8 protein-coding genes are annotated in these 13,985 nt (G+C 50.5%); all 8 read left to right on the forward strand.

The annotated features are described in order from the left end of the window. The first annotated feature begins 203 nt into the window (after nucleotides 1-203). The 8 genes from GZZ87_RS18140 to GZZ87_RS18175 all read left to right on the forward strand — a co-directional run bounded on the left by GZZ87_RS18140 (nucleotide 204) and on the right by GZZ87_RS18175 (nucleotide 13,877). Nucleotides 204-1,766 carry a sulfatase-like hydrolase/transferase gene (locus GZZ87_RS18140; RefSeq protein ID WP_162025936.1) on the forward strand — a complete coding sequence of 521 codons (1,563 nt, stop codon included), beginning with the start codon at nucleotides 204-206 and terminating at the stop codon, nucleotides 1,764-1,766. Between the two features lie 1,072 nt (nucleotides 1,767-2,838). Next, nucleotides 2,839-4,386 (forward strand): arylsulfatase, encoded by a 1,548-nt coding sequence (locus tag GZZ87_RS18145; protein WP_244648071.1) that lies wholly within the window; start codon nucleotides 2,839-2,841, stop codon nucleotides 4,384-4,386. Between the two features lie 14 nt (nucleotides 4,387-4,400). Further along, nucleotides 4,401-5,855, forward strand: a complete 1,455-nt coding sequence (locus GZZ87_RS18150) for an arylsulfatase (protein WP_162025935.1) — start codon at nucleotides 4,401-4,403, stop codon at nucleotides 5,853-5,855. A gap of 60 nt (nucleotides 5,856-5,915) precedes the next feature. Then, nucleotides 5,916-7,478, forward strand: coding sequence for an arylsulfatase (locus GZZ87_RS18155; protein WP_162025934.1), 1,563 nt, complete (start codon nucleotides 5,916-5,918; stop codon nucleotides 7,476-7,478). A 34-nt stretch (nucleotides 7,479-7,512) separates the two neighbouring features. Continuing rightward, nucleotides 7,513-9,027, forward strand: a complete 1,515-nt coding sequence (locus GZZ87_RS18160; RefSeq protein WP_162025933.1) for a sulfatase-like hydrolase/transferase — start codon at nucleotides 7,513-7,515, stop codon at nucleotides 9,025-9,027. 42 nt (nucleotides 9,028-9,069) lie between these two features. Further along, nucleotides 9,070-11,466: a hypothetical protein gene (locus tag GZZ87_RS18165; protein ID WP_162025932.1), complete on the forward strand. Its 2,397-nt coding sequence runs from the start codon at nucleotides 9,070-9,072 to the stop codon at nucleotides 11,464-11,466. A 56-nt stretch (nucleotides 11,467-11,522) separates the two neighbouring features. Then, nucleotides 11,523-12,296, forward strand: coding sequence for a histidine phosphatase family protein (locus GZZ87_RS18170; RefSeq protein ID WP_162025931.1), 774 nt, complete (start codon nucleotides 11,523-11,525; stop codon nucleotides 12,294-12,296). A 96-nt stretch (nucleotides 12,297-12,392) separates the two neighbouring features. Then, nucleotides 12,393-13,877: an alpha-L-fucosidase gene (locus GZZ87_RS18175; protein WP_162025930.1), complete on the forward strand. Its 1,485-nt coding sequence runs from the start codon at nucleotides 12,393-12,395 to the stop codon at nucleotides 13,875-13,877. The last annotated feature ends 108 nt before the right edge of the window (nucleotides 13,878-13,985 follow it).

Genomic DNA, 13,985 nt, shown 5'->3' on the forward strand with positions numbered 1-13,985 from the left:
GCTGGTTTGTCGACGGGCGCGGTGAGACTTATATCAATTTGTAGCGTAAAAGCGCTATAGATAGAGGAAGGATATAAGTTTAGTATTTATATCAATTTTTCTAGAACTCTGCTTGATTGAGTTCTCCCGACAATCATGTGTCGATGCAGCTGGCATTGCTCTCGCTTGCTTGGCCGCTGATTAGTGAAACATACAAACGATTTATGATTAAGAAATTATTATTACTCATCCTCTCATTGCTTGCTCTAGCTTCAGCCAACGCGGAAAAGCTCTCGTCTGAGGTGAGCCCGTCTGTCCTGAGCAAAGCCGAGGGGGCGAAACCCTCGCGGCAGGCTCAGGATAGGCCAAATATCGTCTTCGTCATGACAGATGACCAACGGTGGGACAGCTTTGGTTGCTACGGTCGTCCTGAGTTCAAGACCGAAACCATCGATCAGCTGTCCGCAGAGGGCGTCACTTTTGATAATGCCTTTTACGCTGTGGCAATTTGTTGCCCCAGCCGTGCGACGATGATGACTGGCCGCTACTTTGCCAGCCATCAGAGCGGTTTCGCCTATCCACACAACAAGGGCATGAGCGGCCCGGACTTTGGAGACGCTTACCCTGCACTCCTGAAGAAAGCCGGGTATCGCACTGGATTTGTCGGCAAATTTGGATTTCGCATTCCTCGGGCGAGTTGGCATGACAGCTTCGACTTCCTCGCGCTCAAATCAAAAACGGCTCCCAACGGGGAGATCTGGCCTATGGATGCAACGCTCGAAAAAATCTACAGCAGGGATCGCGATCCGAAGGAGAGAACCATCATCAAAGGGGACGCGATGATCCATTTCCTGGACACCCAGCCGAAGGATCAACCTTTCATGCTGTCTGTGAGCTTCGATGCTGTGAAGAATGATAGTGATCGCGACATGTATGGGCCTGACACGGAAGTCTTCGTTAATCAGGAGATGACGGTTCATGGGAATTGGGTTGAGGGGAAGAATGAGAAACTACCCAAAGTAGTGCTCGATTATTGCAGGGGTGGTCGAATGCACTTGGACCGCACATCGACACCAGAGCTTTACCAAAAAATCGTCCGTCGCTTCGCCACCCAAGGCTATACCGTTGATCGCCAAGTGAAACGCCTTATGGACAAGCTTGAAGCGATGGGAGTGAAGGATAATACCGTGGTCATTTATACCAGTGACAATGGTCGCTTCCACGGCTCTCATGGTCTCTATGACAAGGCGATCTTGTATGATGACGTGGTCAAGCAGCCTCTGATTATCTGGGACGGCAGAAAAGTCGGCAAACAGCCGGCAGCCCGTGTGGATGCCATGGTTTCCTCCACCGACGTCGCTCCTACGATCATGGCGCTCGCAGGTGTGGAAATCCCGGAGAAGGTTGAGGGCGTGAGCCTCACTGGATTTCTTGATGGCTCCGTCGACCTCACTGACTGGAGGGAATTCGTCTTTATGGAAAACCTCTTCATCGAGGAAATGTTCAAGGCGGGCCGCGGCCAACCTAGAGGAGTCAAAATTGACCACGCGGCTCTGAACGCCGATATGATTGAAAACAATCGCTCCTATCGCAGTCGAGGCGTCCGCTCGCAGAAGTATAAATACTTCGTGTATTTCGAGCATACTCCAGCGATTGAAGAACTCTATGATATCGAAAAAGATCCGCTGGAGATGAACAATCTCGCCGCCAATCCAGAGTATGCGAGTGTCCTTGAAGCTTTACGAAAGGATACGGAGAACCTTTACGAGGAGTATTCGGAAAACTAGGCTATCCCGCAACTGTAGTGATGCGTGTCGATGACGACGCAATTCTTTTACTACTGCTCTCTGTTCTGAGAACGTCGAGCTCTGGCATCCCCGCCTGAGGGCTTAAAAGTTTAAGTGGGTATCGGATGTTTTGGGGCGTGAATGGGATTGACCAGCAGCTTCTGGATATGGATTCGAGCGTGCCTTCTGGGTTCTCTCTCGGCAAGTGCTTTATCTTTCCTTGGCTCGGTTTGTTTGTTACAACCGCTGCGCTAGAGAGCCCTTCCTCCTTCGCCGAGGCTACGGCGGACGTGTCGGGCGAGGGGGGGGGGAGTTCACACTGTGAGTTATTACTTTCTTCTCCCAAACTCCCCGCTCTAGCGTCGCGGTTGTGAACATTCATTTCTTTCCCATATTGGACGTTCATTAACGGTTAAACTCATCTTTTTAGGTTTAACCGCAGATTACGCAGATGAACGCGGATGGCTTCTGCTCTGAATCATTTAAATCAATTTTAATCCGTGGGATCCGTGAAATCCGCGGTTCAAACTCTGGGTCATTCAGTATATCAGGCCGTTGAGTAGGGGAGTTCGGGAGAATGATGTGCTTCACCGTCTACGTCAGAGCTCCGTCGACTCGTATCAGCTTCGCGTGCTTCGTGCAGTCAAAGACACGTTTTTCTCCCCAAACCTCGCCCGCAAGGGCCCTCTAGCGACAGCGGTTGTAAAATATTCAGATCCTCTTTGTATCACTCTAGTGCAACGGGCGGTAAAAGAGGATCCAACTGTGGTTGGTCGGTGGAGCAAGCGCATCATGCCCTAGTTGCGGCATGGTCATGCGTAGGGCGAGACGCCCTACCTCCACAGTGTGCGCCCAGGGGGCGATCGACTACGAGCAATGTAAGGGCTCCGTTGAAGCCTCCCGTAAACGAGGGGGTAGACGACTGGAGTAGGTTATAGTAGAATGTGAGATTACCGTTCTTCGCTGTCGTGCGTTGCCTCACTTGAACATGCGATAGACGGATGTCTTTTATCTTGTTAGACTTAATCACTACCCCATTTGTCTGCTCCATGTTCGATCCTGATCCTAATTTATGAAACTCCAGACCTCACACTTCGTAGTCGCTTTGTTGGCGACTCTATTCACGGCTTCGGCGTGGGCTTCGCGTCCACCTGTGATGAGTTCGCCCGTCCTGAGCAAAACCGAAGCCTCGAAGCCGAATGTGGTCATTCTCTACGCCGATGATATGGGCGTGGGCGATGTCTCCTACGGTGACCCCGAAGCGAAGATTCAAACGCCAAACATTGATCGCTTAGCCGCACAAGGGATGACGTTTACCGACGGGCACAGCTCGTCGGGTATTTGCACGCCGAGCCGCTATGCATTGCTCACGGGGCAGCACCATTGGCGTCGCTTTCATGGTATTGTGAATGCGTTTGAGAAATCGGTTTTCAAACCCGGGGAGTTTACCATTGCCCGTATGTTCAAGGAGCAGGGCTATGCGACGGGTGCTTTTGGCAAGTGGCATCTCGGCTGGGATTGGGATTCCATTCGTAAGCCTGGAGTGAAGGCAAGGGATCCTAAGGCAGAGTCCTACGATTGGTCTAAACGCTTTCTAGGCGGACCGCTCGATCAAGGCTTTGACTACTACTTTGGCGATGGCACCATCAATTTCCCTCCCTATTGCTGGATCGAAAATGATCGCTTTCTGACGATACCGACAAAGCCAGTGATTAAGTCAAAGCCACTTGCTGGTGGTGGAGGCTTTAGAAAAGGCCCGATGGCCGAGGGGTGGAACCCGTATGACATCTTGCCGACGACGACTGAGAAAACGGTGGAGTGGATCGAAAAGCAAACTGCGGATCAACCCTTCTTCGTCTATCTCGCATTCAACTCGCCGCATTATCCGATTGTCCCCAATGAGGCATTTCATGGCACCTCCAAGGCGGGTTACTATGGCGACTTTGTCATTGAGACCGATGCGATGGTCGGCAAGGTCCTGGCCGCGTTGGAAAAGAAAGGTCTCGCCGAAAATACTATCGTCATTTTTACCGCTGACAACGGGACTGAAAGTCATGCCTTCAAGCGACTTCAGGAATTTGACCAATGGAGCTCCGGTGAATTTAGGGGCCTGAAGCAGGATCTCTATGAGGGGGGGCATCGGGTGCCGTTCATTGTCAGCTGGCCAGCTGGTATCGAAGCCGGAACCCGCTCGGATGAAGTGGTGAGTCAGGTCGATTTTGCCGCGACCTTTGCCGCGATCACCGGATATGATCTCAGTGGTGAGGTGGGCATCGACAGTTACAACATGCTGCCCGTATTGGCAGGTGAGGATTACTCGAGTCCGTTACGCGTCGCAACGGTGCAAAATACAGCGAAGGGTAAATATGCCTTACGCCAAGGGGACTGGGTATTCATCAACACGCATACAGGAGCCAATCGATCCGCACCGAAGGCATACCTCGAACACTTCGATCTAACGACTTTTCCGAAAGATACGCCCGGCTTGCTCTTCAATCTGAAAGACGACCCGCGACAGTCTCAAAACCTCTACAATGAAAACCCAGAACGAGTGGCTGCGATGCGTGGGCTCTTGGAGCGTTATGTCGCAGGCGAAGGCTGCGCTCCAGAGAGACCTTAAACCAGCCTGCGACTATGAAATATAAATTACTCCAATTAGCAGCGGTGGCATACGCCACTATTACGGTCGCCGTTCAGGCGGCAGAACGCCCAAATGTCGTTTTTTTCTACGCCGACGATATGGGCTATGGCGAGATCCAGCGCTTTCATCCCGAGGCGTCGAAAGTGCCGACGCCTCATTTGAATCAACTCTGCGATGAAGGCATGATGTTCACGGATGCCCACACCAGTGCATCCGTTTGCACGCCTTCGCGTTATGCGCTACTGACGGGGCGTTATAACTGGCGCTCAACGCATCAAAGCCGTGTGGTTGGAGGCGGGAAGCCGTGTTTGATTGCGCCGGATCGCATGACGCTCGCTTCGCTCTTTAAGGAGCAGGGCTACCAGACTGCCATGTTCGGTAAATGGCATTTGAATTTTGAGTATGAGACTCCCAAGGACGCGAAGAAAAAGAAAAGCTTAAAAGATAAGTGGAATGTAGGCAGTCCGGTCGGCACACGTATTGTGGATGGTCCTGTGACCCGTGGCTTTGATTACTTCCTCGGATTTCATCATTCCGGCTCCATGAGCAGCTTGATCGAGAATGATACAACCATCGAATATGTCGACTGCCGCGAAATGATGGATCGACTGACAAACTCGGTGGTGAGTTACCTTGATGAATACGCGGCGAAGGCTTCCGAGGAACCCTTCTTTCTCTACTACCCGATGAATTCACCACACGCTCCGGTCGTCCCGAAAGAAGAATGGAAAGGCCGTGGCGGTATTGAAGGGGAATATCCAGAATTCGTTGCGCAGACCGACGATGCGGTTGGGCAGGTTTTGGCAGCAAACGAGCGGAATGGTTTCAAGGAAAATACCATTGTGATCTTCGGCACGGATAATGGGTGCCACCAGTCGCCGTCAAAATTCCTAAAGTTTGGGCATTCTGTTTCAGGGCCACTCCGGGATAAGAAGGCAAGCATCTATGATGGTGGTCACCGCATTCCGTTCATCGTCCGCTGGCCTGAAGTGGTTCAGGCGGGGACGAAGAGTGATCAGTTGATCTGCATGACAGACATTTTTGCGACGTTTTCGGAATACTTCGCCTACGATTACGCAAACAATACGGCGGAAGACAGTATCAGCTTCCTCCCAGTATTACACGGCAAGGAGCCTCAGGTCGTGCGCGAAAATATTGTTCACCATGATATCAAGGGGCACTTTGCTGTGAGATCCGGTGACTGGAAATTGATTCTGATGCCAGATAATAAGGCGAAGGGCGCAAAAGACAAAGCGGCCGAATTCCAGCTCTACAATATGCAGGACGACATCGCGGAGACCACGAACCTCGCAAATGAGTATCCTGAAACAGTGGAAACACTCTTAGCATTGCTCAAACAGCAAGTCGCCGACGGACGAAGCACCCCCGGTGAACTTCAGCAGAATGATGCCGAAGTGGATCTCTGGAAGAAGGATAGCAAAAGGTAAACAACCTGATTGCTAAACCTGAATACGCTGAGGCAACAGAACCAAGGAGGTAGTAAACTTATGAAAAAAATCTCTGAATCAATTCGTTTTTTAACAAGATCTTCCATTGTCACTCTGTCGGTGACTTTCGGTGCTTTTTTGGGCTCCTTAGCCGAAGCTGAAACGACTAAGCCGAATGTGATTTTTATTTATGCCGATGATATGGGCATAGGGGATGTCTCACATAATGGAGGCTTGGCCGCGACTCCGCATATTGACCGCATGGCAGCGGAGGGCATGCGTTTTACCGATGCGCATTCTGCTTCGGCCGTTTGCACACCTTCGCGTTATGCCTTATTAACTGGTCGCTACAGTTGGCGGACGCGTTTAGCGAGTGTGGTCTTTAATAATCCGGATTACGCTCCATTGATTGAGCCTGAAGAGCCGACTGTCGCCAGACTGTTCAATGAGAATGGCTATGACACAGCCATGGTAGGGAAGTGGCACTTAGGCATCAAGTGGCAGTATATAAAGGATTACGAGTATGGCCCTGGGAAAAAGCCGCACCAGGGGTGGGATATTGATTTCAGTAAGCCAGCTATAGATACGCCCACATCGCACGGGTTTGATTCTTTCTGGGGGATTGCGGCGTCTTTGGACATGCCGCCTTATCTTTATATTGAAAATAAGACTGCGCTGACTACTGAGCAAATTATCAAAAAACGTGGGCGCGAAGGGCCGATGGATGTCAATTTTCAAGCGAATCAATGCCTGAAGGACTTTGCTCGTGAGTCCGTCGCTTACATCGATACGCATGCGAAAACAGATAAGCCCTTTTTCCTCTATGTGCCCTTAACCTCGCCGCATTCCCCTGTTGTTCCCAGCGAGGATTGGCAAGGGAAGTCTTCACTGGGTCGTTACGGTGACTTCCTGATGGAGACTGATTGGGTAGTGGGTCAAGTGCTGGACGCTTTAGATCGGAATGGCCTTGCGGAGAATACCTTGGTGATCTTTTCCGCGGATAACGGAGCGTCTCCGTCTGCGGGGATTCCTGCTCTGAAGAAGAAGGGGCATTTGGTGAACGGAAACTTGCGTGGGCATAAGGCCGATATCTATGAAGGTGGGCACCGCGTGCCTTTCGTCGTTCGTTGGCCGGCCGTCGTAGAGTCAAATTCTGTAACAAGTCGCCTGACTTGCCAAACGGATTTCATCCGAACGTGTGCGGAGATTTTGGGCGTGAGCTTGGCTGATAATTCGGGCGTGGATAGTGTTTCGTTCTTCTCGACTTTGAAAGACTCATCGCAAGTCGAACGTAGTGCCGTGGTGCATCATTCCGTCAATGGTTCGTTTGCAATCCGTCAAGGTGACTGGAAGCTTGTTCTTTGCAGTGGATCGGGTGGTTGGACCTATCCTATGCCAGGTAAAGAGCCTGAGGGTTCGCCGGAGGTGCAGTTGTTTAATCTGGCGGTTGACCTAGGCGAAACAAACAATCTGCAGGCGCAGCATCCCGAACGAGTGGAGGCGCTGACAGCCTTGCTTCGTAACTATGTCGATCATGGTCGCAGCACAGACGGGTCACAGCAGAAAAACGCTTGGGATGTCGATATCGGCCCAAATCCTCGTGTGCCACGCACGATTTATTGAAGAATGGATAGCCAACAATAATGAGATGAATTTTATGAAAAAGAAAAATATTTTAGTAACAACGGTGATCCTGCTCACGTTTACAGGAAATGCCTTTACCCAAGCAGCTTCACGCGAGAAGCCCATTCGGCAGGCTCAGGACAGGCCAAATATCGTCTTCCTGATGACCGACGACCAACGTTGGGATACTCTCGGCTGTTACGGTCGTCCAGAGTTTCAGACCACAAATATCGATCAACTGGCCGAGCAAGGGGTGATCTTTGATAACGCCTATCAGGCGGTCGCGATCTGTGCGCCCAGTCGGGCGACGATTATGACAGGCCGTTATTTTGCGAATCACAAGGCGGGTTTCACTTATCCGTTTGATGTGAAGCTAACACCGGAAGATTTCGACGACACCTATCCGGCCAGACTCAAGCAAGCGGGTTATCGCACGGGATTTGTCGGTAAGTTCAACATCTACACCCAAGGCGTGAAGCCAGAAGACTATTTCGATTACTACGCGGTAGGAGGTAAGATGTTGCCGAAGGACGATGCGGCCCTGAGGCATATCTTCCGCGGCGACCGTGATCCTAAAGAGCGCACGATCAAGAAAGGTGATGCGCTGATTCACTTTTTGGACACGCAGCCGAAGGGGCAGCCGTTCTGTATCTCGGTCAGTTTCGACGCCGTGAAAAATGACAAAGATAAAGACATGTATGGGCCGCATACGGAGATCTTTAAGGATCAGGTGTTTTCCGTTCCAGCCAACTGGGTGGAAGGGGAGAACGCGTCCTTGCCCGATGTCGTCAAAAATAATGCGCGCGGTTACTGGCTGCATAAGGCCAGAACCTCCACGCCGGAACTCTATCAGACGCTTGCCCGACGTTTTGCGACACAAGGATACACAGTGGATCAGGAGGTAGGTAGGCTCATGGAAAAGCTCAAAGAGATGGGAGTCTTGGACAACACGATCGTGATCTATACCAGTGACAACGGCAGGTTTCACGGATCTCAGGGGCTGTTTGATAAATGTATTCTTTACGAAGAAGCGGTGAAGCAACCGTTGATTATTTTTGATGGCCGGGTTCCGAAAGAGAAGCGAGGTCGGCGTGAGGCAGCAATGATTTCATCCACCGATATGGCGCCGACGATTCTTTCCTTGGCGAATGTGGAAGTGCCGCAACGGATGCAGGGACGCGAATTGACCAGCATTTTAAATCAGACTCAGGATATGTCGGTGTGGCGTGATGCCGTCTTTATGGAGAATCTGTTCCTGCAGGATATGTTCAGCGCGCGCAATAAGAAGGTGGAGAATCTGGATGAGGTGAACCAGCAGTTGATAGCCGAGAATAAATCCTACCGTTCCAGAGGAGTTCGCACGGAGCGCTTCAAATACTTCATCTATAATGAGCACGATCCGGTGATCGAAGAACTCTATGATCTGGAGAACGATCCATATGAGCAGAACGACCTCGTCTCCAATCCGGAATACGCTGAAATTTTATCGAAACTGCGTAAGCAAACGGAAGACTTTCATGCGGGAGCCGTCGCTAACCAGCAACTTTGATGATCGGCCGAGCGGTCAAATATCAACATCCTAAATTACATCATGCGAAAGCGTCTGCTATACCTTGTTCAATTCATTCTGTTACTACTAGCGTGCCCGTCACTTAGTCAGGCGAAGTCCAATATTGATTATGGTCAGTTTCTCGGGCAGCACGACATGCTCTGGGATCGCACGCCGAATTGCTGGCAAGTAGCGCCGTATACGGGCAATGGGAATATCGGATTCCTGTTTTATCAAAAGGAAGGCGATGCGAAGAATCAGATTGGCCTACATGTGGGACGGCATGATTACTACGACCATCGCCTGCCGCATGAGGGTAAGCAGATGCTGTGGATTAAGCGCTGTCGTTTGCCGCTGGGGCACTTTAAGTTAGAGTCAAAGGGTGCTATCGTGGGTATGGATTTACGCATGGATCTCTGGAATGCCGAACTGACTGGCACGGTTGAGACGACCGAAGGCTCCTATGCGGTGCGTGGTCTGACACATACCCTAACCGACGTGATCTATTTCGAGACGGATGCCAAAGGAGGGGAGTCAGTTCAAATTACATGGCACCCCGATGTGCCATTTTCCTCTGTCAGAGGGATCCTCGATGAGGGCGGTGGCCCCAAAGGATCCTCGTATTGGGATAACATGCGCACTGCGCCTTACCCGCTGCCGGATGAACCGACTTTGAGTGAAGAGGACGGTATTAATTTCTGTTTTCAGCCGCTGTATCAGCATCGAGGAGAAACGACGACCGGATGGGAGCTCCAAGGAGAGCCCACTGGAGAGCAACTCGCCATGATTAGTGTGCATCACAGTTTTCCAGAGAAGAACAGTTTCGAGACAGTGAAGACAAACCTGCAAGCCGCGCGCCAACAGTTAACGGACGAGACTTTCTTTGCGAGTCATCAAGCGTGGTGGCATGAGTATTACCCGAAGAGTTTCCTCACTGTGAATGATGCAGAGAAGGAAGCGTTCTATTGGATACAAATGTATAAGTTCGCCTCGGCGACACGTGGTAATGGTCCGATTCTGGATCTGATGGGACCGTGGTATAATAAGACCTTCTGGCCGATGGTTTGGGGCGATCTCAATGTGCAGTTGATCTATTGGACACATCTCACTGCGAACCGCCTCGAAGCAGGTGAGTCCTTGGTAAACAACATTGATAAGTATGCGGGCAACCTGTCAGGTAATGCGCCGAAGGGCTGGAAAGACAGTGCGACGCTAGGCGCTTGTTTTCCACAGGATATGGTCGCTGACTATAGCTTTCCGGACATGCTCGTTTGGCTGCTGCACGATTATTGGTTGCACTGCGAATACGCGGGCGATCGCGAACGGATGCGTGATGGGCTGTTCCCGGTTTTACGTCAGGCGGTGAACGGCTACCTCAACTATCTCAAGGAGAACCCGGTGGCATCGGAGGATGAAACGATTCACATTAAGAAGAGCTGGTCTCCTGAATATCATCCTGGTCGTGGGCAGGATATCAATTTTACCCTGGGGCTGGTGCGTTGGAGTTGTCAGATGTTGTTAGATTTGAATCAGGAATTTAAGCTCAATGATCCACTGAGCGACGAATGGCAAAATATAGTGGATCATCTGGTTGAGTTTCAAGTGGATGAAAATGGATTGCGGATCGGAAAGGATATTCCCTTTTCTAAACCGCATCGCCATTATTCGCACTTGCTTGGATTTTATCCGCTGGCGGTGATCACTCCAGAAGATGAGGCAGACGAAAAACTACTGCGAACCACCTTGGATCATTGGCTCGATGTCTCTATCAACGGGTCGGATACCAGCGCTGGTGGCACTAAAGTGACTGGCTATACCTGCACCGGAGCGACTTCGATGTATGCTTGGTTGGGCGATGGTGACACGGCCTTGGACTATTTGAATATGTTTATTCAGCATCCCGGTGTGTCTCCCTCGACGATGTATGCAGAGGTCGGATACAATCCTGTGATTGAAAGCCCGTTCTCCTATGCGACTTCGATGCATGATATGTTGTTACAAAGCTGGGGTGGGAAGATTCGTGTATTCGCTGGTGTGCCGGAACGTTGGACCGATGTTGCGTTCGAAGATTTGCGAACTCAAGGCGCCTTCCTCGTTAGTTCGAAGAGAGTCGCTGGCGTGACACAGTTTGTCTCTGTGACGAGTGAAGTGGGCTCTTCGTGCGTGATTCAACCAGGGATCGAGAGCCCTAAAATCACCATCAACGGGGCGGTGGCTACAGATGCGCAGGTTGCAGTGCTGAGTGAAGGGTTTTATGAAATCGCGCTCAAGAAGGGCGATCGTGCGATCTTTAGCACGCGCGCGCTTGCTGATACGGATTTATCCATACAGCCGCTGCCAGTTTCCGAAGCTGAGCGTAACCTGTTTGGGCTGAGCAAGAAGACCGAACGCTTGCCTGGGCATGCGAATTACTTCGAGGGCGATGGGCGCAGCCATTAGTAGTCATCGGTTTTCGCACTGCTTTACCTTTAAAATTCACGAAAGAACATCATACAATGAAACCATATTTAATTCTAACACTAGCCTTGTCTGTTCTGTGCGCCAATGTGGCGGACGCCGGTCTCAAAATATACTATATCCGCCATGCTGAAGGTGGGCATAATGTTAAAAGCACCTGGGAGAAAAAAGGTATTCCGAAGTCCGAATGGCCCGCTTATGTCGGCGATCCGAATGCATTCACCCCTAAAGGGCTCACGCAGGTGGTCAGCGCTACCGAAAAGCTTCAACAGTATGATTTCGATTTTGTGATCACCAGCCCCATGTGGCGTGTGCGTAATACGATCGCACCTTATCTGAAAGTGACCAATAAGCAGGCCGAAGTTTGGCCTGAATTGAGGGAGGGGAAGGGGATGGTGACGATCCTTTCGGATGAGATACCAGACGTGACGATCGAGATCTTAAACAAAGGCGACACCATTGTTATCCCAGAAAACGAGACAGACCTCTTTTCGGTTCGTTCGGGAGGCGAGAAGAACTACAAGCGCTATCCTAGAGATAGCACCGATAACGAGAAGGTCGCGTATATGAAGCATGTCACGCTACATGCGATCGAATTGATAGAGGAGCGTTGCGGTGATTCTGATCAGTCTATTCTGGTTGCAGGACATAATAGCGCTGGGGTGTCGCTGTTGAAATTATTGCTTCAAGAAGCACCCACCGGAGAAGCCAGAAGGGGCTTGGATAATACCGGGCTTTGGATGGTCGAGCAGCAGGCGGATGGTTCTTACAAATTAATGATGTATAACGACAAACCTTATACGCAGGAGTAGTCGTTGTAGTCTATACGTTGTATCGCGAAATTCCTGAAATATTAGTAGTATCACTAGTCAGAGGCAGCCCCAGCAATGTGGGCGACATGAATCAATATGAGTAAAAAATGGTTTTATACAGGTCTCGCAGGCATACTGATGCTGTCGGGAAGTCACGGGTTTTCAGCTGCGATCGATAAAGATCTGGCGGAAGATCCATATAAGTTAGCTCAGCAGAAGGAGCATCAGGGCGTTGAGGGCAAACCTTGGCAATCGATGACGACAGAGGAACTGCGGACTTGGGCGCGGGAAAATATGCACAACAAGGTCAGCGGGAAATTGATCGATGCTGCTGCGCATCCCGAATGGGAATGGTTTCGTAAGTCGGGCTTGGGCCTTTTTCTCCATTGGGGTCCCGCGGGTGTGGAGCCTAATAATGGCGAGGCATGGGCGATGGTCTGGTCCAAAGGAAAGGAAAACGCTGGGCGTGAATTTATTTTGCCGGAAGATATGTTTGCCGTAGCGGAAACATGGAATCCTAAGCGCTATGATCCGGATAAATGGATGGCGGCTGCCTCCAAAGCTGGTTTTGGATATACTGTCCTAACTGCGCGTCATCATGATGGGTATTGCCTCTGGCCTAGTGAGCACGGGACTTGGGACACGGGCGATCACATGCAGGGGCGCGATTTGGTGAAGGATTATGTAGAAGCCTGTCGTAAGTATAACCTCCGGGTCGGGCTCTATTATTCGGGTCCGAATTGGCATTATGACTATAAGAATCGAGAATTCATGAATCCGCCAATCGATGCGTTCAGGCTGAACTACAAGCATGAGCGGATCGACGCCTCTAACGATTTGATTCCGCTCATGGCTACGAGTTCTCCTGAGGAAAAAAGCGAGTCCACCGCACAGGTTCGCGAACTGATGACTCAGTATGGCGACATCGATATGATGTGGTGGGATGGCAGTGTCATTATGACGCCACAGGAACTGGCTCAGCTACAGCCGAATATATTCGTAGCACGCGGTATGATCGCAACGCCGGAAGGAAAGCATCATGGCGTCAGTGAAAAGGTGAAGATTAGCAATGAATGTGGTTATTGGTGGGAGCTGTGCATCAAGTCGGAAAACACTTTCACGCCGAATTGGCACTATGGCGTTGAGTGTGAAACCAACCACTGGGATACGAACAAGTTGTTGACTGAACTGGTGCGCTGTCGCTCGCTCGGCGGCAACCTACTGGTGAACATCCCGCCGCGTGGTAATGGTGAGATGATGGAGTGGTATTACACGCTGTGTGATGAAATGAGCGAGTGGATGAAGCATTCGAGCGAAGCCACCTATGACGTCGATCAAGACGCACCGCTACCGACCTTGGATAAGACTGAGAACTTCACGACGAAGCGGGGGAATATTTATTACTCCTTACCTGATACGAATAATTTGGTTTTGATTAATGATGTGACAAAGCCGAAATTAGTAACGTTACTAAGAACGGGCGAATCGATGAATTTCGAATTTAACGATGGAACACTGAGAGTCGTTTTACCTCGTCGGATGGAAACGAAACTTCCGGATATGGTTAAAATTGTATTCTAGAAGTAGTATTTAAATTATGGGTTAATGATCTACGTTAGTGGTAGGTCATGGTTTGAGTCCGACATGCTTGTTTAAGTGTGTCGGACTTTTAGTGTTCGGCTTCTGATT

Source organism: Lentimonas sp. CC4 (genome assembly GCF_902728235.1).
GTDB lineage: Bacteria > Verrucomicrobiota > Verrucomicrobiia > Opitutales > Coraliomargaritaceae > Lentimonas.